Here is a 20,622-nt window from a genome sequence, read left to right as displayed (position 1 = left end):
CTCCATGGCAGGCGACAGGGCAGGAAGAAACAGGTTTTTCTAGACTGGTTTTGCGGCAATTGGAATCCGTGAAAAATGGAAAACTGCCCGGCTGATTATCAGGATTCCTTGATTAGCAGCGCGATTGCCGCGCGCAACTCGTCGAGACCTACACCCTTTTCCGATGATGTGGCGATGATGCCGGGGAAGCAGGCCGCGCGCTTGTAGGTGAGCTTGTGCGTTTCTTCCAGCAGGCGCGGCACACCGGCTGGCTTGATCTTGTCGATCTTGGTCAGCACGATCTGGTAGGACACCGCCGCCTTGTCGAGAAGATCGAGCACTTCCGCATCGTTCTTCTTGATGCCATGGCGGGCGTCGATCAGCACATAGACGCGCTTCAGCGTGGTGCGTCCGCGCAAGTAATCGAACACAAGGCGCGTCCAGGCATCGACCTGCGCTTTCGGTGCTTCGGCAAAACCGTAGCCCGGCATGTCCACCAGCGCCAGCGGCGGCAGGTCGCCGTTCTCGCCCGAATAGCCGTCCGGCACGAAATAGTTCAGTTCCTGCGTGCGGCCCGGCGTATTGGAGGTGCGCGCAAGGCCCTTCTTGTTGACGAGCGCGTTGATCAGCGACGACTTGCCGACATTGGAGCGGCCCGCAAAGGCGATTTCCACCGGACCTTCCGGCGGCAGGAACTTCATCGACGGCACGCCGCGAATGAAAATCCATGATTTCTTGAAAAGCAGGCGTCCTTCCTCGACAAGTGCCGCCTGGGCTTCCCGGACCGCATCCGCCGCTGCCTGAGCGGCCCTGATCGCCGCCTGCTTCTTATCCTGCTCGCTCAATGGTTCTGTCCCAGTGGTGTATTCTATTGAGTACACGCATCAATGTTATGGGCCGCATTGTCAACACGACGGCACAAAAAACCACAGCCAGCGCCCAATTCTGAAATTCGATACGGTGCCCATAGCGAGCTGGTGCGAATTTCAGAATTGGAAGGCGCTGGCCCTAGGTTGCTTTCCAGTGTCGTTTTGATCCCAAAGTTCGCTGGTGAGCGGATATAGAGCTTTGGCGAACTTTGGGATCACGACACTGAAGCGGGGTTTTTCAGATTTTACTTTTTCGCCTCTTTCGGCTTTCGCTTGAAGAGGCCCTTGAGGTTGTCCCAAAGCTCGATCTTCACGCCCTGGCGCTTCATGATGATGCCCTGCTGGGTGATGGAGAGCAGGTTGTTCCATGCCCAATAGATCACCAGACCAGCCGGGAACGAAGCCAGCATGAAGGTGAAGATCACCGGCATCCAGGTGAAGATGGCGGCCTGCGTCGGATCCGGAGGCGTCGGGTTCATGCGCATTTGCAGGAACATGGTGATGCCCATCAGGAGCGGCCAGACGCCGATCATCAGGAAGGCCGGAACGCCGAACGGCAGGAGGCCGAACAGGTTGAAGATCGAGGTCGGATCGGGCGCAGCAAGATCCTGAATCCAGCCGAAGAACGGCGCGTGGCGCATTTCGATGGTGACGTAGAGCACCTTGTAGAGTGCGAAGAACACCGGAATCTGCACCAGCACCGGCCAGCAACCGGCGAGAGGATTGATCTTCTCTTCCTTGTAAAGCCGCATCATTTCCTGCTGCTGCTTCATCTTGTCATCCGCATATTTTTCGCGGATTTCAGTCAGCTTCGGCTGCACCAGCTTCATGCGTGCCATCGACTTGTACGACTTGTTGGCAAGCGGGAAGAACAGGCCCTTGAGCAGAACGGTGACGACGAGAATGGCGACGCCGAAATTGCCCGAGAACTTGTAGATCCAGTCGATGAGATAGAACATCGGCTTGGTGATGAAGTAGAACCAGCCCCAGTCGATCAGCAGTTCGAACTGCTTGATGCCGAGCTTTTCCTCGTAGTTCTTGATGTCGGAAACCACTTTCGCACCGGCGAAGACGTGGTTCTTCAGCGTCTGTGCCTGGCCGGGCGCAATGGTCATCGGCGCGCTGAGGAAGTCGGTCTGGTAGCGCGGGCGATCATTGGTGAAGTGCGAGAACCGACCGGTGAACTTTTCGTCCTGCGGCGGGACGAGCGTTGCCGCCCAGTACTTGTCGGTGATGCCGAGCCAGCCGCCGCTGACGTCCTTGAACGAGATGTCCTTGTCGTCTTCGACCTTGGAATACTTGATTTCCTGCAAGCCGTCCTGACCCATGACGCCGATCAGGCCCTCATGCAGCACATAGGTCGCGCTGGCATGTTCCGGCTGGTTGAAGCGGGTCACGCGGCCATAGGAGGCCAGCGAAATCGGCGCACCGGTATTGTTGGTGATCGTATCGTCGACGGAGAACATATAGGCATCGTCAACCGAGATGACGCGCTTGAAAGTGATGTTCTTCTCGTTGGTATAGGTCAGCGTGACCGGCGTGGACGGCGTCAGCTTGTTGTTGCCTTCGACGGTCCAGACGGTGTTCGGACCCGGAACCGGGCCGGTCGTGTCGTTGCCGGTAAAGCCGAGCTCGACGAAATAGCCCTGCTTCAGCGCGGACGGCGCCAAGAGTTCGATATTCGGAGAATTGTCGTCGACGGTCTCGTGATACTTCTTCAGGAAGAGATCATCGAGACGCGCGCCGGTCAGGTTGATCGAACCGCGCAGCGAAGGCGTATCGATTTCGACGCGCTCAGTCTGGGCAATGGCTGCCTCGCGGGTCAGCGTGCCGCCAGCGGCTGCAACGTCGCCTTGGCCGGGAATGTTACCGGACGTGGCCGGCATCTGCGGCGTGTCGCCGCCCTGGGCCTGCTGTTGCGTCGCCTGTTGTTTCTGCTGCTGCTCCTCAATGCGTGCCTGCTCCCGCTGGGCTTCCGTCTTCGGACCCAGATAAAACACTTGCCACAGCGTCAGCACGAGGATGGACAGGGCAATGGTGATGAAGAAATTGCGGTTATTTTCCATTGACGGGTCCTGATTCCGGTCTTTCCGTTCGGCGTTTCCCATCGCTCCGCCGTTCACCCTTCGCCTTGATGCGGCGGGAGAGTTCTTCGGTCAGTCGCGAAAAGGGCGCAGTGAGGGCTTGCTCGCGCGCTACGATCACATAGTCGGTCGAAGGCGCCATGTCACGCCCTGCGTGACAACGAACCGCTTCCCTGAGCCTGCGGCGGATGCGGTTTCGTATCACGGCGTTGCCGTTCTTCTTTGTTACGGTGAAACCTGCACGGGGTTTGTCGCCGATCTTGGCGGCTTGCGATTCCTCTTCGGTCCGTTCCCGGACTTCGAGAAGAAACAGTGGACCACGTCGCTTTTCACCATTCCTCAAAGCCAAAAACTCCGCTCTCTTGCGAAGGCGGAGTATTTGTTTCGGCTTTTTCATTCTTTTCGTCACCGCGCGGCAGCGCGGGAAAAGATTAAGCGGAAAGCCGCTTGCGGCCGCGGGCGCGGCGAGCGGCGAGAACCTTGCGGCCGCCGGTGGTTGCCATGCGTGCACGGAAACCGTGACGACGCTTGCGGACGATCTTGGATGGCTGGTAAGTGCGCTTCATTTATTTAATACCGCGGTGTGCGGCCCTTCTTGATTCTGTTTTTCCGTTGAACACGATCTGGCCCGAAACCGTTATTCGCCTTTCGGGATCATGCTCTATTGAACAGGAGCTGGTTCTGTCCTTTGCGACGGACAGCACAAAACCATCCGTAAACCCGCGCGGGCGAACGTGACGCGGCTTATAGGGTGAGGGGGGCAAAGAGTCAATGGCGGCGGGCGGCATATCACAGCTGCGCTTCAATCGCCGCCTTGTCGATGACGGACCAGACTTTCCTTATCACCGTATTTTTGAATTCATAGAAAACATTTTCCGCGAACCGGACCCGCCTGCCGTTGACCGGCAGCCCGAAAAGCATCGCCCTTGGCGTGCAGTCGAACTGGAGGCGGCTGGCAATATGCGGCGGTTCGCTGACAAGAAGCTCAATGTTGAAGCGCAGGTCCGGGATCGCCTCGAAATCCTGTTCCAGCATCCTGCGATAGCCGACAAGCCCCATGGCTCTGCCATTGTGAATGACCTCTTCATGGACGTAGAGCCCGAGGTTGTCCCAATCCTGCCGGTTCAGGCACGCGATATAGTCACGATAAATCTCGGCGAGCGGTTGCGACATGATGGTCCTCCTCCTTGAGAGCGGTCCCAGACAAACGAAGTCGCCGGAACCGTATAATCCATTTTTCGCATTCCCAACGTGAAACCGCTTTTCGCTGCCGGAAGTGCTCTTTTCACTGAAATAGCATCGATCGGGCCGGCATTGGCATTGCCAAAGCAGGCCAGCGCTTTAATAAGGATGCGCAACATTTTCACATGCGGGACCATTCCCGCAAAGAGCAGTATCGAGAGGAGTCCACCATGAGCATCCGTCGCATCGGAGTCGGCCCGCGCATGAGCCAGGCCGTCATTCACGGCAACACTGTTTATCTCGCCGGTCAGGTGGGGAATCCCGGCGCCAGCGTCACGGAACAGACCAAGGCCGTTCTGGCCGAGGTTGACCGCCTTCTCAAGGAAGCGGGCTCCGACAAGACCAAGGTCTTGCAGGCGATCATCTGGCTTGCCGACATGAAGGACTTCGCCGAAATGAACGCCGTCTGGGATGCATGGGTCGATCCGGCCCACACGCCTGCACGCGCCACCGGCGAGGCAGCGCTGGCGACGCCCGACTACAAGGTCGAGATCATCATCACCGCTGCGGTGTGATTTTTCATATCGATTCCAACCCCGTCAAGGTTTCGGTTTCGGCGGGGTTTTCTAGAGCGGTTCCATAGAGCCGCTCTTATGTTTTTACGCATTATCCTGCTCAAAACCGCTTCGCTCTTTTGCCGGAAATGCTCTATTCGCGTATGCGTTCCGAAAAGCCGTCGCGTCCGCCTGCGAGCGCCCTTGCATCGATCGATGCGCGCCGGCGCAGTTCTTCCAGCGTGCCGCCATTCTCAAGCCAGCCGTGATCGTAGAGATAGCCCGGCAGGAAGCCTGACAGGAGAATGCGGTAATCGAAAGGGAAGTTCGGGTCCAGCACCCGCGCCATGTGGAAGATGATCGTGGTGCAGTTTGCGGTCAGCGTATTATAGAATTTCGGCTGTACGGCCAGTTCATTGCCCATTTTGACATAGGAGAGAAAGAGTTCGCGCGCGCCCGCGGGCGGCAGGTTCACGCGATAGCGATAGACGTTTTCCTTGCGGATATTGGTGCGCAGATAAATGATGTCGCGTTCTTCGGCGGCGATCATCGCGAGTTCGAATTCGCGGAAGAATCCGGCAATAGAGGAAAACACCTCGTGATGCTCGCGGCGGATTTCGCCGGAAAACACCACATGACGACCATCCTCGAAACCAAACGACAGCAGCGTGTGGGCGATGGCCGGGCTCGACCAGTAGGAAAGAAAAACATCGACCGATGTGATCTTGCTGAGGTCGTAGGTTTCTTCCTTCCAGTTGGGTGTGAAATCCTCCGTCGTCCGCCAGATGAAGTCGCGCACATTGGAAAGGGTGACGAGATCGCCATTGACCTGCCCGGTCACCGTGCGGGCGACGTCGGGCGCCCAGATGCGGTTGAGGGAGGGGCGCACCGTGGACCATGCGGCCAGCATCGCCAGCGCCAGCAGGCAGAAGAAAAGACGCCTGCGCCAGCAACTGTAATGTCTTTCGCCAATGATCACTGCCAGCACGATTACAAGCCAGGCGGCGATGATCGATCCGCGCACCGCATCGCCGAAGGGCAACTGGAACCACATGGCGAAGCTGGCCCAGATCGCAAAGACAAGGGTGAATAAAATGAAGACGAATTTGCCTGCGATGCGGACGGGAGCCGATTTCAGGAGAGAAGACATATGCATTCCGTATTCGTCAGTTGCCGCCGCCGGGAACTATTCCGTTTGCGGAAATCGCGGCGATACTGACATGATTTGCATCGTCATGTCATGGGGATAAGCGTCGGAACGGAAAATTTAGGTTCTATATTAGAAGTTTTTAAAAAAGGCTCCCGATGGAAGCTTATTTCTTTGCCGCGATTGCTTGGCCGCGCGGACGGGAAACAGGCTTGCGATTGCGGGCGTGCGGGCGCACCAGACGCCACAGCAGAAGCGCGCCGACGATCCCGGCATAGATGACCGGCTCGGCGGGCCAGCTTTTCACCGACATGATGAAATGGATCGCGCCGCCGGCGATGGCCACATAGACCAGCTTGTGCAGGCTGTTCCAGCGACGCCCGAGCTTGCGGATCGACCAGTTGTTGGAGGTGAGCGCCAGCGGCACCAGCAGCAGGAGGCTCACCATGCCGATGGTGATGAAGGGCCGCCGCACAATATCGGTGACGATGGCGGACATGTTCAGGCCCTGATCCAGCAGCATATAGGTGGCGAAGTGCATCAGCGCATAATAGAAGGCGAGCAGGCCGAGCGCCCGCCGGTAGCGCAGCAGCGCAATGCCGGTCAGGTCGCGGATCGGCGTGACCATGAGGGTGAGGATCAGAAAGCGCAGTGCCCACAGGCCAAGCGTGTGTTCAAAGGTCTTGACCGGATCGGCGCCAAGGCTGTCCGTGAGGCCCAGATAGAATGTCCAGACCGCCGGGACGAAACCGGCTGCATAGAGCAGCCAGATTTTCCATTCGCCGGGCCGGGACTTTTTCTTCCGCCCTGTCTGGGTCGCGGCTTCCATGTCAGTAATTCACCTTGAGGTCCATGCCCGCATAAAGCGATGCGACTTCCTCGCCATAACCGTTGAAGGGCAATGTCGGGCGACGGCCCGAGCCCAGAAAACCGCCTTCGCCGATGCGCCGCTCGGTCGCCTGGCTCCAGCGCGGATGATCGACCTCCGGGTTCACATTGGCGTAGAAACCGTATTCATTGGCGGCCTGCTGCTGCCATGAGGTCGGCGGCTGTTTTTCGACAAAGCTGACCTTCGTGATCGCCTTGATCCCCTTGAAGCCATATTTCCACGGCACCACGAGCCGGATCGGCGCGCCGTTGGCATTGGGCAATGTCTCGCCGTAAAGGCCGACCGAAAGGATGGTCAGCGGATGCATGGCCTCATCGAGGCGCAGGCCCTCGATATAGGGCCAGTCGAGAACCTGAAAGAGACCGGTCTGGCCCGGCATTTCTTCCGGCCGCACGACGCCGGTAAAGGCGATATATTTGGCCGAGCCAAGCGGCTCCACCTGCGACAGAAGGCTTGAAAGCGGAAAGCCGATCCACGGAATGACCATCGACCATGCCTCGACGCAGCGCATCCGATAGACGCGTTCTTCAAGCGGCATTTTCGCGATCAGCTCCTGAATGTCGAATTCCTTCGGCTGCTTGATGAGACCGTCGACTGTCAGCTTCCACGGCAGCGGCTTGTAATTGCCGGAATTGGCGGACGGGTCGCTCTTGTCCGTGCCGAACTCGTAGAAATTGTTGTAGGTGGTGACCGCTTCCTGCGGCGTCAGCTTCTCGTCCACCTTATAGGCCGAGGCCTTCGCCTTGAGCGGGTCGGCAAAGGCCGGTGACGCGACCCCGGCAGCAGCAAGCGCACCCGCACCGACCATGAAAGAGCGGCGGTTCAGGTAAAGGCTTTTGGGCGTCACCGCATCGTAAGTGAGGCGCGCGGATGAAAATCGCCCCGGTTTGAAGCTGCTCATGGTCACTCCCATTAAAACAATTGGCCCACTTCCAAAATTATTGACCCTCAAGTTGCAGATACGATCCCACGTAAACGCGTCAAAAGCATGGATAATTTGCTGACACGGCGTTGGTCACGCATTGTTGAAACCGCGTGAGTGCGTAACAGAATTGTAACACGATGTAACTTTTCGTGCATTCTGCCATAATCTCGCTAAAACTCTGCTGTTAACCGCATTACATTAGCGCAACCGAATGAGCGACTTCGGACATGGAAATTCGCTATCGCCGGCAGGGGTGGGGACGCACCCGGGAAGAGCTGCCTTCAAACCTTCGTTAACGTCTCATTGGCTATGTTGAGATCATGGTAAAGAAGATGTTTATGGCCGCTCTGGCGGCAGCAGCATTCGCGGTGGCGGCTGGCTCGGCTCTGGCCGAGGGACAGCCCGTTTCGACGAACGGCCAGGGCAAAGCCCTGAGCGCCATCGCCGCATCGATGAAAGAAGAGCAGGGCGCCCCCAAGCTGGGCGAAGGCGTGACAATGCGCGAGAAGAAGATGGATACGGACACGACGCCTGAACAGAATTTTTCGCGCAGCAAGCAGTTCATCCACCGCTTCTACAAGCCGGAAAACGCCTCGAACGAGCTGGTGATCCTGCTGCATGGTTCGGGCGGGAATGAAACCAGCCTCGTGCCGCTGGCGACCAAGATCTGGCCGCGCGCCACGCTGCTCGGCATTCGCGGCCGCGTGATGCAGGATGGCGGCACGCGCTGGTACAAGCGCATCACGCCGGTCAAGTTCGACCAGAAGGACATCAAGCTCGAAGCCAATGCCTTCGTGACTTTCCTGACACGCCTTGCCGACGACAAGGACCTCGACCTCACCCATGCGACCTTCGTGGGCTATTCGAACGGCGCCAATCTTCTGGCGGCGACGATGATGCTGCATCCCGATCTGGTGAAGCGCGCTGTCCTGATGCGCTCGATGCCGGTTCTGGACAATGCGCCCGCCGCCAATTTGAGCAAGGCGCGGGTTCTGACCATCACGGGCGAGGACGACAAGCTCTATTCGCCGTTCGCGCCAGCGCTTTCAGCACTTCTGCGCTCCGGCGGCGCGAAGGTCGATGCCCGCACCATCGATGCGGACCATATGCTCGGTGAAAAGGACATTGCCGCCATCAGCCAGTGGGTCGCGTCGCTCGGGCCGGATGGCGCGCCGGCGGTTTCTATGAAAAGACAGTAAGGCAATAGGGCAGTAAGGCAGTAAGGCAGTATGTTAAGGGAGTAGGGGAGTATGTTTTGGTTGCGGATAACCGCAACGGACATATCTTTCACTGCCCTACTGCCCTACTGCCCTACTGCCCTACTGCCCTAATCCCTTATCGAAACCACTCCACAATCCCCGGCCTCCGAGCCGAAGACGAGGCGGTGGCCTTCATTGTCCCAGCCCATGCTGGTGATGGCGCCCTTGCCGGGGCGGCGCAGCAGCACTTCCTTGCTGTCGGCAAAACGTGCGATCAGGATCATGCCGTCGCTATAGCCGATGGCCGCAATGTCCTCGACCGGATGGCAGGCAACCGATGTCACCATGCTGTCGCCGCGAAGCCCAAGCTCCAGCGGGGCCTTGCCCATCGGACCGTCCTTGCCCGCGAAGGGCCAGACGATTGCCGCAGGCGCGCCGGAGGTGGCGAGCCACTTGGCCTTGGCGCTCCACGACCAGTCCTTGACCTTCGCCGGATAGCCGGTCATGCGCATGTGCTTGGCATCTTCGAGACGCCAGCCATGCAGAGCATTTTCCTGCATCGAGGTGATGAGGAAGCGTCCGTCGGGCGAGAAGGTCACCCCGATATGCGCGCCTTTCCATTCCAGCTCCACAGGCTTTGCCGCCGTGCCGGTCCAGATCAGCGTTGCGCCATTATAGCGGGCAATCGCCAGCCGCTGGCCCTTCGGCGCGAAGGCAATGCCCTCGACGCTGCGTTCCTGCGCAAACTCCTGCACCTTGCCGTCAGACGTGCGCACCCACACGGTGCGACCGGACGCAAAGCCGACCGTGCCGCCCGGACCTGCGGCAACCGCGGTCATCCATTTGCGCGGAACCTTTGCCAGTTCGGTCACCGTTCCATCGATATCCGTGCGGCAGACGCGCCCGTCCTCGCCGCCGGTGATGAGCGACTTTCCATCAACGGAAACAGCCGCGCTCAACAGCCCGTCATGGGCTGTCGCGGTGCTGTTTGCATTGTTGAGCTGATGGATCGCGCCATCGGCCATGGCGAAGAAGGGAATGCCGCCGACAAAGCGCGCATAAAGACAATGACCTTCAAGGTCGAGCGGAGCTACTGTAGGCATTGGCTTCCGGTATTGTTTATTGATGAGGGCATTTCCAGCAAAGCTTTGGAGCGGTTACTGGAAATGCGTAAGATGAAAGAGGGCGCTATTTCGCCTGGCTGTTCTCGAAACCGGCCTTCAGGGCGGCGGGGTCGAGTTCGCGTCCGATGAAGACGAGGCGGCTTTCGCGCTTTTCGTCTGCCTTCCAGGCGCGCTGGTGATCGCCTTCGATGATCATGTGCACACCCTGCACCACATAGCGGTCCGGGTCGTCCTTGAAGGCGATGATGCCCTTGAGTCGCAGGATGTTCGGACCCTGCGTCTGGGTGATGTTCTGGATCCACGGGAAGAATTTGGCCGGATCGATTTCACCCGCCCTGAGCGATACCGACTTCACCGTCACGTCATGGATTGGCGAGGCATGATCGTGGTGATGATGATGGTCATGATCGCAATCAGGGCCGCATTCATGGTCATGATGATGATGATCGTGATCATGCGCATGGTGATGGTGTCCATGATGGTCATGATCGTGGTGATCGTGATCGCAGTCGGGGCCGCATACGTGATCGGGATGATCATGGTCGAGGAAGTGCGGATCGTTGTCCAGAACGCGCTTCAGGTCGAAGGCGCCGCGATCCAGCACGCGGTCGAGCGGGATGGAGGCGCGCTCGGTGCGGTGGATGATGGCGTGCGGGTTGATGGCGCGCACGGTCGCCTCGATGGCGGCCAGTTCCTGCGGCGTGACGAGATCGGTCTTGTTGATGAGCACCACGTCGGCAAAGGCGATCTGGTCTTCTGCCTCGCGGCTGTCTTTCAGGCGCAGCGGCAGGTGCTTGGCATCGACAAGGGCAACAACGGCGTCGAGGCTGGTCTTTGCGCGCACGTCGTCATCCATGAAGAAGGTCTGCGCGACCGGAACCGGGTCGGCAAGGCCGGTCGTTTCGACGATGATGGCGTCAAAACGGCCCGGACGGCGCATCAGCCCTTCCACCACGCGGATCAGGTCGCCGCGCACGGTGCAGCAGATGCAGCCATTGTTCATTTCGTAGATTTCTTCGTCCGACTCGACGATCAGGTCGTTGTCGATGCCGATCTCGCCGAATTCATTGACGATGACCGCATAACGCTTGCCGTGATTTTCGGTCAGGATGCGGTTGAGAAGGGTGGTCTTGCCCGAACCCAGATAGCCCGTCAGAACGGTCACGGGGATGCGGCCAGCTTCAGTGGTCGTCTTGGTTTCAGACGGAGCTTCGGTTTGGGCTTCAGCCTGGCTCATGGTCATGCCTCTTGAAGTTGTGGCCTTTGAAGTCGGGGGTCAGAACGGCCAGCGCGAAACGGCCAGACCGAAACCCCGGATAGGACAATTCATATAAGGGAAGGGCAGCGTGAATGCCATATGCAATGCTATAATATTACATTGTTGCCGTTCACGATGACGACAGGAGCGCAGGGGCTTGAAGCGCGACCGTATCCGGCATATGTTTCTGGTATATGTCAAGGAGGTGAGGAAATGTCCCAGAAACCTCGGCCCAAATCGCGGGAAGTCCGGCTGTTCCGCAACAATCGCAATCAGGCAATCCGGATTCCGGTCGAATTCGAGCTGCCGGGCGATCGGGCATTGATTACGCGCGACGGCGACCGGCTGATCGTCGAACCGCTTCGCCGGGGCGGACTGCTGGCCCTGCTCGACAGCTGGAAACCCCTGGATGAAGCCCTGCCTGATGTTGCGGACCGCCCGGTCGAGCCGAAAGACATCTTCTGATGCGCTATATGTTAGACACCAACATCATCAGCGATCTGGTAAAAAATCCGGCGGGTTCGGTTGCCGGACATATCAGGCGGGTTGGGGCAGATGCCGTTTGCACCAGCATCATCGTTGCTGCCGAACTTCGTTATGGTGTTCTGAAAAAAGGTTCGCCTGCCCTGGCCGAGCGTGTCGAGGCCATTCTTCGGGAGATACCTGTTCTGCCGTTCGATGTTCCCGCCGATGCAAAATATGGAGCGCTTCGGGCTGCGCTTGAAGCAAAAGGGCAGCCGATTGGCGGCAATAACCTTCTGATTGCAGCCCATGCCGCCACGCTTGGAAAAACCATGGTGACGGCCAATGTGTCCGAGTTCGGACGGGTCAGCGAATTATCGGTCGAAAACTGGCTCGAATAGGCTGATTTGTCAGTTCGCCTGACTGGCGAGGCGTTGCGATTTGAACCGGGCGAGCTCGAACCTGTCGACATCGCGCAGCAGGTCGATAAAGCCCGTCACCGCGTTGGCGAGCAGCTTTTCGCCCGCTTCCGCCGTTGCAGCCGCCGCGTTGCCTGCCACGCCTTCCGGGTTGAGGTCGTGCATCTTCCAGCCGAAAGCGTGCGGGCCATAGGCGCGCAGGAACTTGAATTCCTCGGCGTAGCGTGATTGGGCGTTGGAGAAGTTGCGCGCCTTCGACATATCCACCAGATCGGGGCGCAGCGCCAGCATCACCGATGTCTCGATGAAGCCGCCGTGAATGTCGAGCGCCTTCTCCTCCGGCGTAATCAGCCCTTCCGGCAGGCCGAAGCGGGTCCAGCTCGTGGCGACGGCGAGCATGTCGAGCCTTGTGCGCAGTTCCGTCGCGACGATGGTCATCAGCGGCGAGTTGCCGCCATGCGCGTTCAGCATGACCAGCTTGCGGATGCCGCCTGCGTGAAGGTTTTCACCGATGCCGATCCACTGGTTCACGGCCTCGGCAAAGGCGAGGCTCTGAGTTCCTTCCGTGTCCATATGCTCGATGGAATAGCCGACCGGCTGCGCAGGCAGAAAATTGACATTCAGCTCAGGCGGCAGCGCATCGCTGACGCGGGCGACAATACCTTCGGCGATGATCGTATCCGTTTCAAACGGCAGGTGAGGCCCATGCTGTTCGTGAGCGCCAAGAGGCAGAACGACAATCATGTCGCTGTTTTGATCACGCAGATCGGTCATGTTTTCCTCACTTCATTCATTTCATCGGAGCCCGGAAGCGTAACGTCCATTAGCCATGACAGCAACAGGCGCTTGTTGTTTCATAAGTCGGACAATATTTTAGGATATGAGAACAGGCGGGACTATCGATCGGACGACAGCGAAACGTCGTAAAAAGGGTGAGGTGGCGATGAGCAAGGACAATAAGGCGGTTGTACTTTACCGGCTCCAATCCGTGGCGAGACTGTCGCGCACGGTGCTGGCCACCAGGCTTCTCGAACAGGGGCTTTATGCGGGGCAGGATGCGGTCATGCTGCAACTGGCGGCCGAGGACGGGCTGACGCCGGGCGTTCTTGCGCAGCGCCTGGGTGTGCGTCCGCCGACCATCACCAAAACCATCGCGCGCCTGCAAAGCCAGGGTTTTGTCGCCAAACGCGCCTCGGAAACCGATCAGCGCCAATCGCATATCTATCTCACGCAAGCCGGCCTTGAGACCATCAAGGCGATTGAGAAATCCATTCGCAAGACCGAAAAGGACATGCTGAAAAGCCTCGACAAGAAGGACCGCAAGGCTTTCCTCAAGATGCTGAGCCGGATGGAGAGCAATCTTGCGCTGCGTGGCGTCGTGCGCCTTGCCGAAGAGTCGGAAACGGAAGTGCCGGAAGAGGAAGAGGTGGAATAAGTCCATCCTTCGGCGAGCTCTAACTATTTGTTTTGACGCGCATCTTGGCGCGAAACCGTGAAACACTTTTCAGGTTGCGCGCTATCGAAAATGCTTCCAATTCAAGGATGGCAATGGCATAACCGTTCGCAGGACGAACGGTCGCGTCCCGCCTTGTCAGGTTGCGGCCGCGTCTCCAACTGCGGCACGGACCAATTTGGGGAGGCGACTTGGCCCAGAAAATAAAGCTATCGACCATCGCTGACGCGCTTGGTGTTTCGACAGCCACCGTTTCGCTCGCCTTGCGCGACAGTCCCCTCGTTGCCGACCAGACCCGCGAGAAGATCAAGGAACATGCCCGCGCCATCGGTTATATCTATAACCGTCGCGCTGCGAGCCTGCGCACCTCACGCTCCGGCATTGTCGGCGTCGTGGTGCATGACATCATGAACCCGTTCTTCGCGGAAATTCTCAAATCCATCGAAACGGAACTGGACCGCTCGCGCCAGACCTTCATCCTGTCCAACCATTATGACCAGCTCGAAAAGCAGCGCACCTTCATGGATACGCTTTTGCAACTGGGCGCGGACGGGGTCATCATGTCGCCTGCCATCGGCACGCCGCCGGAAGACATCCAGCTTGCCGAGGACAACGGCCTGCCGGTTGTGCTCATCGCGCGTAGCGTCGAAGGCGTTCACGCGCCGGTTTTCCGGGGTGACGACGCCTACGGCATCGGCCTTGCCACCAACCACCTGATTTCGCTCGGCCATACGCGCATCGCCATGATCGGCGGCACCGACCAGACGTCGACGGGCCGCGACCGCTATCGCGGCTATGTGCAGGCGATGGAAAAGGCCGGGCTTGAGGTTCGCCCGGACTGGCGCATCGCCGGGCCGCGCACCAAGCAGGGCGGCTTTGAGGTCGCGCCGCAATTTCTGGCGCTGAAGGACAAGCCGACGGCGGCGGTCTGCTGGAATGACCTCACCGCCATCGGCCTGATGAACGGCATCGCCCGCGCCGGGCTGGTGCCGGGCGAGGATATTTCCGTGACCGGCTATGACGATCTTGAGGAAGCGGCCATCGCGACGCCGGCGCTGACGACCGTCTGGAACGGACAGCGCGAGGTGGGACGCCGCGCGGCGCGCGCGCTGCTCGATCAGCTCAACGGCGTCGAGGTTTCCTCAATGCAGGAACTCATCAAGCCGGAACTGCATATCCGGCAATCGACCTCCAAGCCGAAACACGGCTGATTTCCCCCGCTTCGGATCCGGTTCAGCCTTTGGCTGGCCGGTCGCCGATCTTCAACGAACTGCCCCCATGCTGCCCAGAGGAATATTGTCATGACCAAGCGCGATGCCACCATTCTTGTGCTCGGAAACTTCAACGACTATGCCGTCGAGCGCCTGTCGGGTGAGTTTGCGGTGCGCCGCATTCCGCGCGGCGATGCAGCGCTGGTCAATGCTGCCTGGGCCGGGGAGGTGAAAGGCATTGCCAGCATGTCCACCGTCGATGCGGCGCTGATCGACGCCCTGCCCAATCTGCAAATCATCGGCAATTTCGGCGTCGGCTATGACGCGGTGGATGCAAAACATGCCGCCACCCGCAACGTGATGGTCACGAACACGCCGGACGTGCTGACCGATGAAGTGGCGGATACGACTATCGGCCTCCTGATCGACACGGTGCGCGAACTGTCGAAGTCGCAGGCATTCCTGCGCGCTGGCAATTGGGTGAAGGAGGGTCGCTACCCGCTGTCAAAGCTTTCGCTGCGCGGCCGCAAGGTCGGCATTTTCGGCCTTGGCCGCATCGGCAAGGCGGTCGCTCGCCGGATCGAGGCATTCGGCCTGCCGATTGCCTATCACAATCGCCGTCAGGCGAGCGACGTGCACTACGATTATTATCCCAGCCTGAAGGAGCTTGCCAAGGCCGTCGACACGCTCATTCTGGTCGCGCCGGGCGGGGCGGAAACGGCGAAGGCGGTCGATGCGGACGTGCTGGAGGCGCTTGGGGCCGATGGCGTGCTGATCAATGTCGGACGCGGTTCGCTGGTCGATGAGGATGCGCTGGTCGCGGCGCTGAACAACGGCACGATTGCCGCCGCCGGTCTCGACGTCTTCGCGAACGAACCGCATGTTTCGCAGGGGCTGCTCGATGCGCCCAACACGGTTCTGCTGCCGCATATCGCATCCGCATCGCAAAAAACCCGCCAGGCAATGGCGGATCTGGTGATCGACAATCTCATTGCTTGGTTCGACACCGGTTCGGCGCTGACGCCCGTGCCGGAGACGGGCCACGTTAAGGCGGTAAGTTAAGGCAATAAGGCAATAGGGCAGTAAGGCAGTATGTTAAGGGAATAGGGGAATAAGGGAGTAGGGGAGTATGTTTTGATTGCGCGTGACCGCAACCACCATATTCTTCTCTGCCCTACTGCCCTACTGCCCTACTGCCCTACTGCCCTACTGCCCTACTGCCCTACTGCCCTACTGCCCTACTGCCCTACTGCCCTACTGCCCTACTGCCCTACTGCCCTATGTTGGCGTACTGCATCGCCAAACGCCTCGAAAATCCTGCGGGAAGGGGCGTCGGAATGCACCCAATATTCCGGGTGCCACTGGACGCCGACGACAAATCCCTTCGCATTCTTGACCGAGACGGCCTCAATCGTGCCGTCTTCGGCCACGGCTTCGACTTCAAGCTGTGGGGCAAGCTTGTCGATGGCCTGCCGGTGCACGGAATTCACGCGAATGCTCTCTTCCTTCAGGATTTCCGCAAGGCATGAGTTCGGGTTGAGCTTGATCGGGTGCTGGATGGCGAAGCGTTCCGCCTGGCTTTCCGATTCCGGCGCACGGTGGTCCATCCGGCCTTCCAGTTCCTGGATTTCGGTGGCGAGCGTGCCGCCCAGCGCGACGTTCAGTTCCTGTATGCCGCGGCAGATCGCCAGAACCGGAACGCCCCGCTCGATTGCCGCGCGGATCAGCGGTAGCGACGTTGCATCGCGCGCATTGTCATAAGGCTCGAAGGCAGGGCCCGGCTCTGCACCGTAGAGAGCGGGGTGAACGTTCGATTTGGAACCCGTCACGAGAACGCCGTCCACGGCATCCAGAATGGCGTCGAGGTCTAATTTGTCGCCGAAGCTCGGCACCAGAAGCGGCGTTAGGCCCGCAACATCGATGGCCGCTGCCAGATATTGTTGGGGCGCGGCGTGCCATGTGTAGTTTTCAAACGGCTTCACATCGGTCGGCACGGCGACGAGGGGGCGGGAAGTCTTGGGCATAATGTTCGTATCCACCAGTCGGATTATGCTCTTATTTGCTTCGTTCCTTACTTCTCCGCAATGGCGTGCGCAATCACGAACAGGTGTCGTCTTTCAGCCACGTCGAAGGTCATTTGTCGCGCCTTCTGTGTATTGTGTTGATTTGAACCGATTTTTACGGTCCAAACTGGTTCAAATACAGCTCCCTATATTCTAGGAAAGAATAAAGACGGATTGGCAGTTGAGGGGATGAATGACTGACGATCAGCTTTTCTCCGTCAGGGGCAAGGTCATTGCGGTGACGGGTGGTTCTTCGGGGTTGGGCCTGCGCATGGTTCACGTGCTGGCCGGGCACGGTGCGCGCGTGATTTCGATCTCGCGCACCCATGCGGGCGAAAGCATTTGTCCATCGGGCGGCGAAGTGCTGGAAATCATGGCGGATGTAACCCATCCGGATGAAATCATTCGCGCTTTCGATGAGGCGGAAGAGCGTTTCGGACCGATAACGGCGCTTTTCAACAATGCCGGCGTCGCGCATATGGCGCGCGCGCTCGACACGACACGCGACATGCTCGAACATATATTCGAGGTGAATGTCGCCGGTGCCTTTTTCGTGGCGCAGGAGGCGGCGCGCCGCATGATACGGCACGGCGAGGGCGGCTCCATCGTCAACACGACCAGCATTCTGGGCGAGCGTCCGCAGAAGGGCGCCGCCGCCTATTCCATGTCCAAGGCCTGCGTGACGCAGATGACGCGGGCGCTGGCGCTGGAATGGGCCGCGCATGATATTCGCGTCAACGCGATTTCGCCGGGCTGGTTTCCCACGCGAATCAATGAAGAGCAGCTGCACGGTCCGGCAGGGGGATACTTCAAAGGGCGAAACCCGATGCGCCGCCTTGGCGAGCCGCAGGATCTGGACGGGGTTGTGCTGATGCTGGCTTCCGATGCCAGCCGCTATATGACCGGCTCGATCATCACCGTCGACGGCGGCCACCGACTTTGACAAGGTTGGAAGGCTTTTGCGGTTATTTCCCGTCGCGGGACCCTATATGGCAGGATTTTTCTCTAAAAGACGGGAATCCGGCGGCAGAATATCCATCGCGACTAATCTGGATTAATTCTCCGCAGGGCGACAATTAACCTGCCCTGTTCTCCAGTTTTGGCTGTTTCAATAATATTGGGATAACTAATACAACACATGCCTATGGTTGTAATTGCCTGCCGGGGGTTGTACTGCTGTGGTTTTCCTTTGGAAAGATCAGAATACATCTTATGGTGGTTGCCATGACAGCTTGTAGTTTAATATCCCGAAAGATATTTTTAAGTCATTGGTGCGATATTGCTGCCCCATATAAGGGATTGAATGCATCGAATGTGGCAAAGCCGTAAACCTGAGATACCTGCAGATGTGCGGCTATCTTTTCTCAGAGCGCTGTATGGGAATCGTACCACGCTCTGGTTCGGCTTGCTCGCGCACGTTGTGGCCTGCGTCGTCATCTATGTGAAAACCGCCGACTGGCGCTATCTGATGTTTGCCGGCGTTTTCGCCATCGTGGCGGTCGGCCGCATCTTCGACATGCACAAGTTCGATCAGGCAAAGCAGCAGCAGCTCTCCCATGCCGATCTCGACCGATGGGAAACACGCTATCTGATCGGCGCATCCGCGGTGTGCCTGACGCTCGGCATGTTGTGCTTCTTCTCAAGCTTCGTGCTGCGGGATTCCTTCGCCGAGCTTGCCAGCCTGACCGTGCTGCTCGCCTCGGTCGTTTCCATCGTGGGCCGCAACTATGCTTCGGCAAAGGCCGTCGTCCTGATGTCGGCCTGCACGCTCATTCCGGTTCTGGCCGGGCTTATTCTGGCGGGGACGCCGTTTCACGTCATTATCGGCCTGCTGCTGATCCCGTATTTCCTGTCCAACATCCAGATGGCCAATGGCCTGCGCGAGTTTCTCTTCGCCGCGGTCATGGGCAAGCGGCGTCTCTCCATCGTCGCCGGGCGTTTCGATGCAGCGCTCAACAACATGCCGCAGGGCCTTTTGATGTTCGACAGCCAGCAGCGCATCGCTGTCATCAACAACAAGGCCAAGGCGATGCTGCAGATCGCCGAGCACACAAAGCTGCATGGCCGCAAGCTCGATGTGCTTCTGCGCTATTGTGCCAAGAAGGGTCTGTTTCCGCACACCGACCTGAAAAACGTGCATGTGCGGATGCAGGATCTTCTGATCGGCAAGCGCGCCCGCGACATTTTCCAGCTTTCCAACCAGCGCTATATCGAATGCATCGGCAACCAGACGCTCAATGAAGGGGCGGTTCTGATGTTCGAGGATGTGACGCAGCGCGTGGAAGCGGAAGCGCGCATCCAGCATATGGCGCGCTATGACGGCCTGACCGGCCTGCCGAACCGCAATTATTTCGAGACCATGGTGCGGTCGCTGCGTCACCATCAGCAAAAGGGCACGCAAGTCGCGCTCATCGTCATCGACATCAACCATTTCAAGCATGTCAATGACACGCTGGGCCATCATACGGGCGATGTGCTGTTGCGCCTGTTCGCCGAACGGCTGAACTCGCTCGACCCGCAGCGCTTCGTTGCGTCGCGCTTCGGCGGCGACGAATTCGTGGTGTTTGTGTTCAACCTGCGCAGCGAGGCCGATATTGCCGGCGTGATGGACCACATCATGGCGGTTGCGACCGGGGTTTATGATCTCGATGGCGATCAGGTTCAGATCGATATCAGCGCGGGCGTGGCGATCGAGAATGTCGAAAAATCCGATGTCGGCAGCATGCATATCAATGCCGACCTGGCGCTTTACGAAGCCAAGAGCACGGAAGAAAAGTCCTGGTCCGTCTTCATCGACGCAATGGACACCAAATATCGCGGGCGACAGAAACTCAAGGCGGATCTGCGGCTTGCCATCGATCACGGCGAGATCAAGGTCGTCTACCAGCCAATCGTCAGCGCGCAGTCCCTGCGCGTTGTCGCATGTGAGGCGCTGGCGCGATGGGAACATCCGGAACTGGGCTTCGTTCCGCCTGCCGAATTCATTCCGCTCGCGGAAGAAATGGGCATCATCACCGACATAACCCGCTTCATGCTGGACCAGGCCTGTGCCGACTGCCTGTCATGGGGCGACCGCATCGGCGTTTCCGTCAACCTGTCGGCCATCGACCTGAAAAGCAATGACATCGCCCGCGATATTGCCAATGCCTTGCAGAAATCGGGCTTGCCGGCGCATCGGCTTGAGGTTGAAGTGACGGAAAGCGCGATCATTTCCGACCGCAACAAGACTTCCATGGTGTTGCAGCGGCTCAAGAACGCAGGGATCAATATCGCGCTGGACGATTTTGGGACCGGCTATTCCAGTCTCAGCTACCTCAACACATTGCCCTTGACCAAGGTGAAGGTCGACCGCTCCTTCGTGCGCGACATCACCACCGACCGGCGGTCGCTGATGCTGCTTCGCGGCGTCACCCAGCTTTCGCATGAGCTTGGGCTGGGCGTGACGGTGGAGGGTGTCGAAACCGAGGAACAGCTTGCGCTGATCCGCGTGGCGGCGGGCGCCGATCTCGTCCAGGGCTATCTTCTCGGCATGCCGGTGCCGGTGGAGGCGATCAGCGCCATGACCGCCAAGGCCGCAGCGCGCCGCGATGGCGGGCGCACCGTCGCCTGACCGGGCTTGCGCAATCCCGCTGTTCAGGCGAGACAATCCAAAGACAGGGCGGGTTTGATGCCGTTTTGACCGGAACCGCTCCGGCACATATTACCGAAAAGCCGAACCGTTTTCGCGGCGAGAACATGCGCAAACCGGCGGATTCTCGCCCGTGACGGCTGCGCTGCAAAAGCGCGTTGCTCCCTATTCTTTGC

At 58.9% G+C, this 20,622-nt stretch carries 21 protein-coding genes; 9 read left to right on the top strand and 12 right to left on the bottom strand.

Going from position 1 to position 20,622, the window contains the following annotated elements; genetic code table 11:
• Positions 1-98: 98 nt before the first annotated feature.
• The 5 genes from yihA to F9K78_RS02230 form a co-directional block, all read right to left on the bottom strand.
• A complete protein-coding gene (yihA, locus tag F9K78_RS02255; RefSeq protein WP_376903291.1) occupies positions 99-725 on the bottom strand; it encodes a ribosome biogenesis GTP-binding protein YihA/YsxC in 627 nt (208 codons plus the stop codon).
• A 368-nt stretch (positions 726-1,093) separates the two neighbouring features.
• Positions 1,094-2,914 (bottom strand): membrane protein insertase YidC, encoded by a 1,821-nt coding sequence (gene yidC, locus F9K78_RS02250; RefSeq protein WP_121985850.1) that lies wholly within the window; start codon positions 2,912-2,914, stop codon positions 1,094-1,096.
• Positions 2,904-3,329 (bottom strand): ribonuclease P protein component, encoded by a 426-nt coding sequence (gene rnpA / locus F9K78_RS02245; RefSeq protein ID WP_121985851.1) that lies wholly within the window; start codon positions 3,327-3,329, stop codon positions 2,904-2,906. The genes yidC and rnpA overlap by 11 nt, the downstream gene beginning before the upstream one ends.
• 34 nt (positions 3,330-3,363) lie before the next feature.
• Positions 3,364-3,498, bottom strand: a complete 135-nt coding sequence (gene rpmH / locus F9K78_RS02240) for a 50S ribosomal protein L34 (RefSeq protein WP_109707486.1) — start codon at positions 3,496-3,498, stop codon at positions 3,364-3,366.
• A gap of 223 nt (positions 3,499-3,721) precedes the next feature.
• Positions 3,722-4,105, bottom strand: coding sequence for an ester cyclase (locus F9K78_RS02230; protein WP_121985852.1), 384 nt, complete (start codon positions 4,103-4,105; stop codon positions 3,722-3,724).
• 239 nt (positions 4,106-4,344) lie between these two features.
• On the opposite strand from F9K78_RS02230, the gene F9K78_RS02225 reads away from it, so the two are divergent.
• On the top strand, positions 4,345-4,689 hold the full coding sequence (locus F9K78_RS02225) for a RidA family protein (RefSeq protein WP_121981706.1): 345 nt from the start codon (positions 4,345-4,347) through the stop codon (positions 4,687-4,689).
• A 133-nt stretch (positions 4,690-4,822) separates the two neighbouring features.
• Here the strand turns inward: F9K78_RS02225 and F9K78_RS02220 are convergent, their stop codons facing one another.
• The 3 genes from F9K78_RS02220 to msrP all read right to left on the bottom strand — a co-directional run bounded on the left by F9K78_RS02220 (position 4,823) and on the right by msrP (position 7,605).
• Positions 4,823-5,818 carry an Lnb N-terminal periplasmic domain-containing protein gene (locus F9K78_RS02220; RefSeq protein ID WP_235925376.1) on the bottom strand — a complete coding sequence of 332 codons (996 nt, stop codon included), beginning with the start codon at positions 5,816-5,818 and terminating at the stop codon, positions 4,823-4,825.
• 163 nt (positions 5,819-5,981) lie between these two features.
• On the bottom strand, positions 5,982-6,644 hold the full coding sequence (gene msrQ, locus F9K78_RS02215; RefSeq protein ID WP_121985854.1) for a protein-methionine-sulfoxide reductase heme-binding subunit MsrQ: 663 nt from the start codon (positions 6,642-6,644) through the stop codon (positions 5,982-5,984).
• A gap of 1 nt (position 6,645) precedes the next feature.
• Positions 6,646-7,605: a protein-methionine-sulfoxide reductase catalytic subunit MsrP gene (gene msrP / locus F9K78_RS02210; RefSeq protein WP_121985855.1), complete on the bottom strand. Its 960-nt coding sequence runs from the start codon at positions 7,603-7,605 to the stop codon at positions 6,646-6,648.
• 344 nt (positions 7,606-7,949) lie between these two features.
• Between msrP and F9K78_RS02205 the strand changes: the two genes are divergently transcribed.
• Positions 7,950-8,828 (top strand): alpha/beta hydrolase, encoded by an 879-nt coding sequence (locus F9K78_RS02205; protein WP_121985856.1) that lies wholly within the window; start codon positions 7,950-7,952, stop codon positions 8,826-8,828.
• A 128-nt stretch (positions 8,829-8,956) separates the two neighbouring features.
• Here the strand turns inward: F9K78_RS02205 and F9K78_RS02200 are convergent, their stop codons facing one another.
• The gene (locus F9K78_RS02200) at positions 8,957-9,931 is read right to left on the bottom strand and encodes a WD40 repeat domain-containing protein (protein ID WP_121981711.1); all 975 of its coding nucleotides are present in this window, start codon (positions 9,929-9,931) and stop codon (positions 8,957-8,959) included.
• Positions 9,932-10,016: 85 nt separating this feature from the next.
• On the bottom strand, positions 10,017-11,189 hold the full coding sequence (locus tag F9K78_RS02195) for a CobW family GTP-binding protein (protein ID WP_174813501.1): 1,173 nt from the start codon (positions 11,187-11,189) through the stop codon (positions 10,017-10,019).
• A 234-nt stretch (positions 11,190-11,423) separates the two neighbouring features.
• On the opposite strand from F9K78_RS02195, the gene F9K78_RS02190 reads away from it, so the two are divergent.
• Together F9K78_RS02190 and F9K78_RS02185 are read left to right on the top strand one after the other, a co-directional pair.
• The gene (locus F9K78_RS02190) at positions 11,424-11,675 is read left to right on the top strand and encodes an antitoxin (protein WP_121981713.1); all 252 of its coding nucleotides are present in this window, start codon (positions 11,424-11,426) and stop codon (positions 11,673-11,675) included.
• Positions 11,675-12,073 carry a type II toxin-antitoxin system VapC family toxin gene (locus F9K78_RS02185; protein ID WP_144897092.1) on the top strand — a complete coding sequence of 133 codons (399 nt, stop codon included), beginning with the start codon at positions 11,675-11,677 and terminating at the stop codon, positions 12,071-12,073. Before F9K78_RS02190 ends, F9K78_RS02185 begins: the two co-directional genes overlap by 1 nt.
• A 9-nt stretch (positions 12,074-12,082) precedes the next feature.
• Here F9K78_RS02185 and F9K78_RS02180 read toward each other — a convergent pair whose 3' ends face one another.
• Complete coding sequence (locus tag F9K78_RS02180; protein ID WP_121985859.1) at positions 12,083-12,865, bottom strand: creatininase family protein; 783 nt, start codon at positions 12,863-12,865, stop codon at positions 12,083-12,085.
• A gap of 169 nt (positions 12,866-13,034) precedes the next feature.
• Here F9K78_RS02180 and F9K78_RS02175 point away from each other — a divergent pair, with 169 nt between their 5' ends.
• The 3 genes from F9K78_RS02175 (at position 13,035) to F9K78_RS02165 (ending at position 15,817) form a co-directional block, all read left to right on the top strand.
• On the top strand, positions 13,035-13,526 hold the full coding sequence (locus F9K78_RS02175) for a MarR family winged helix-turn-helix transcriptional regulator (RefSeq protein ID WP_121985860.1): 492 nt from the start codon (positions 13,035-13,037) through the stop codon (positions 13,524-13,526).
• Positions 13,527-13,735: 209 nt separating this feature from the next.
• A complete protein-coding gene (locus F9K78_RS02170; RefSeq protein ID WP_006471199.1) occupies positions 13,736-14,755 on the top strand; it encodes a LacI family DNA-binding transcriptional regulator in 1,020 nt (339 codons plus the stop codon).
• A 90-nt stretch (positions 14,756-14,845) separates the two neighbouring features.
• Positions 14,846-15,817 (top strand): 2-hydroxyacid dehydrogenase, encoded by a 972-nt coding sequence (locus tag F9K78_RS02165; RefSeq protein ID WP_121985861.1) that lies wholly within the window; start codon positions 14,846-14,848, stop codon positions 15,815-15,817.
• Between the two features lie 200 nt (positions 15,818-16,017).
• On the opposite strand, the gene F9K78_RS02160 is transcribed toward F9K78_RS02165, so the two are convergent.
• Positions 16,018-16,779, bottom strand: coding sequence for a gamma-glutamyl-gamma-aminobutyrate hydrolase family protein (locus F9K78_RS02160; protein WP_121985862.1), 762 nt, complete (start codon positions 16,777-16,779; stop codon positions 16,018-16,020).
• A gap of 232 nt (positions 16,780-17,011) precedes the next feature.
• Here F9K78_RS02160 and F9K78_RS02155 point away from each other — a divergent pair, with 232 nt between their 5' ends.
• Together F9K78_RS02155 and F9K78_RS02150 are read left to right on the top strand one after the other, a co-directional pair.
• A complete protein-coding gene (locus F9K78_RS02155) occupies positions 17,012-17,761 on the top strand; it encodes an SDR family NAD(P)-dependent oxidoreductase (RefSeq protein ID WP_121981719.1) in 750 nt (249 codons plus the stop codon).
• A 369-nt stretch (positions 17,762-18,130) separates the two neighbouring features.
• Positions 18,131-20,428, top strand: coding sequence for a putative bifunctional diguanylate cyclase/phosphodiesterase (locus F9K78_RS02150; RefSeq protein ID WP_121985863.1), 2,298 nt, complete (start codon positions 18,131-18,133; stop codon positions 20,426-20,428).
• The last annotated feature ends 194 nt before the right edge of the window (positions 20,429-20,622 follow it).

This window comes from Brucella pseudintermedia (assembly GCF_008932435.1).
GTDB classification, from domain to species: domain Bacteria; phylum Pseudomonadota; class Alphaproteobacteria; order Rhizobiales; family Rhizobiaceae; genus Brucella; species Brucella pseudintermedia.
The sequence above is the reverse complement of the archived record's forward strand: the minus strand, read 5'-3'. Positions and strand labels throughout refer to the sequence as shown.

Bases quoted from the DNA above. Each gene is read 5' to 3' on its own strand.
- yidC (WP_121985850.1), bottom strand. From the start codon at position 2,914: ATGGAAAATAACCGCAATTTCTTCATCACCATTGCCCTGTCCATCCTC.
- rnpA (WP_121985851.1), bottom strand. From the start codon at position 3,329: ATGAAAAAGCCGAAACAAATACTCCGCCTTCGCAAGAGAGCGGAGTTT.
- rpmH (WP_109707486.1), bottom strand. From the start codon at position 3,498: ATGAAGCGCACTTACCAGCCATCCAAGATCGTCCGCAAGCGTCGTCAC.
- F9K78_RS02230 (WP_121985852.1), bottom strand. From the start codon at position 4,105: ATGTCGCAACCGCTCGCCGAGATTTATCGTGACTATATCGCGTGCCTG.
- F9K78_RS02225 (WP_121981706.1), top strand. From the start codon at position 4,345: ATGAGCATCCGTCGCATCGGAGTCGGCCCGCGCATGAGCCAGGCCGTC.
- F9K78_RS02220 (WP_235925376.1), bottom strand. From the start codon at position 5,818: ATGTCTTCTCTCCTGAAATCGGCTCCCGTCCGCATCGCAGGCAAATTC.
- msrQ (WP_121985854.1), bottom strand. From the start codon at position 6,644: ATGGAAGCCGCGACCCAGACAGGGCGGAAGAAAAAGTCCCGGCCCGGC.
- msrP (WP_121985855.1), bottom strand. From the start codon at position 7,605: ATGAGCAGCTTCAAACCGGGGCGATTTTCATCCGCGCGCCTCACTTAC.
- F9K78_RS02205 (WP_121985856.1), top strand. From the start codon at position 7,950: ATGGTAAAGAAGATGTTTATGGCCGCTCTGGCGGCAGCAGCATTCGCG.
- F9K78_RS02200 (WP_121981711.1), bottom strand. From the start codon at position 9,931: ATGCCTACAGTAGCTCCGCTCGACCTTGAAGGTCATTGTCTTTATGCG.
- F9K78_RS02195 (WP_174813501.1), bottom strand. From the start codon at position 11,189: ATGAGCCAGGCTGAAGCCCAAACCGAAGCTCCGTCTGAAACCAAGACG.
- F9K78_RS02190 (WP_121981713.1), top strand. From the start codon at position 11,424: ATGTCCCAGAAACCTCGGCCCAAATCGCGGGAAGTCCGGCTGTTCCGC.
- F9K78_RS02185 (WP_144897092.1), top strand. From the start codon at position 11,675: ATGCGCTATATGTTAGACACCAACATCATCAGCGATCTGGTAAAAAAT.
- F9K78_RS02180 (WP_121985859.1), bottom strand. From the start codon at position 12,865: ATGACCGATCTGCGTGATCAAAACAGCGACATGATTGTCGTTCTGCCT.
- F9K78_RS02175 (WP_121985860.1), top strand. From the start codon at position 13,035: ATGAGCAAGGACAATAAGGCGGTTGTACTTTACCGGCTCCAATCCGTG.
- F9K78_RS02165 (WP_121985861.1), top strand. From the start codon at position 14,846: ATGACCAAGCGCGATGCCACCATTCTTGTGCTCGGAAACTTCAACGAC.
- F9K78_RS02160 (WP_121985862.1), bottom strand. From the start codon at position 16,779: ATGCCCAAGACTTCCCGCCCCCTCGTCGCCGTGCCGACCGATGTGAAG.
- F9K78_RS02155 (WP_121981719.1), top strand. From the start codon at position 17,012: ATGACTGACGATCAGCTTTTCTCCGTCAGGGGCAAGGTCATTGCGGTG.
- F9K78_RS02150 (WP_121985863.1), top strand. From the start codon at position 18,131: ATGTGGCAAAGCCGTAAACCTGAGATACCTGCAGATGTGCGGCTATCT.